2 protein-coding genes are annotated in these 655 nt (G+C 34.2%); both read right to left on the bottom strand.

Going from position 1 to position 655, the window contains the following annotated elements; translation table 11 throughout:
* Window positions 1-127 precede the first annotated feature (127 nt).
* The gene (locus tag IEV63_RS12950; protein WP_188407232.1) at window positions 128-430 is read right to left on the bottom strand and encodes a HigA family addiction module antitoxin; all 303 of its coding nucleotides are present in this window, start codon (window positions 428-430) and stop codon (window positions 128-130) included.
* Between the two features lie 12 nt (window positions 431-442).
* The coding region (locus IEV63_RS12945; protein ID WP_188407231.1) for a type II toxin-antitoxin system RelE/ParE family toxin at window positions 443-655 on the bottom strand (213 nt) is incomplete at its 5' end.

Genomic DNA, 655 nt, shown 5'->3' with positions numbered 1-655 from the left:
CAACGTCTCGCGCATAACATAAATGGCGACTTAAAATGCGCAAACTTTTCGGTTAAGGTTTTTTACTTTCTAAAAATAAATAAAACTCCCGTTTCAGCACAAATCTCGCCATTTTTGTTATGCGCTGTTAGGCAACGTTTTTTTCAGCGTACTGTTTTATTTCGTTCAGTTCAGATTGTTTATTTTCTTTTCCTTCTTCGATGTCAAAATCGTCTTGAAGACCGAGCCAAAATTTAGCCGAATTACCAAAATATTTACTTAATCGCAAAGCCGTATCAGCTGTTATTCGACGTCTACCTTTTATGATTTCAGATATTCGAGTTTGTGGAATTATCAAATCTTTAGAAAGTCGATAAGCCGAAATTTCGAGTGGCTCAAGAAATTCATAAAGTAAAATTTCGCCTGGGTGAACATTTTCTAACTTTTCCATTTTCTTTGTTTTTTAATGATAATCAACTATTTCTACTTCGCTCGCATTTCCGTTATTCCACTCAAAAATTATTCGCCATTGTTTGTTAATTCGAATGCTGTAAAATCCACTTAAATTTCCGCTTAGCTTTTCAAGTCGGTTCGATGGCGGAATTCTCAAATCAGCTATGTTTTGTGAATTATTCAACATTCTCAATTTTCGGCGTCCAATTTTTTGAATATCAAT

The sequence above is a fragment of the Psychroflexus salis genome (genome assembly GCF_014640175.1).
Classification (GTDB): Bacteria; Bacteroidota; Bacteroidia; order Flavobacteriales; family Flavobacteriaceae; genus Psychroflexus; species Psychroflexus salis.
The sequence above is the reverse complement of the archived record's forward strand: the minus strand, read 5'-3'. Positions and strand labels throughout refer to the sequence as shown.

What these genes read in the sequence shown, in the direction of transcription:
- IEV63_RS12950 (WP_188407232.1), bottom strand. Translation starts at nt 430, where the DNA reads ATGGAAAAGTTAGAAAATGTTCACCCAGGCGAAATTTTACTTTATGAA.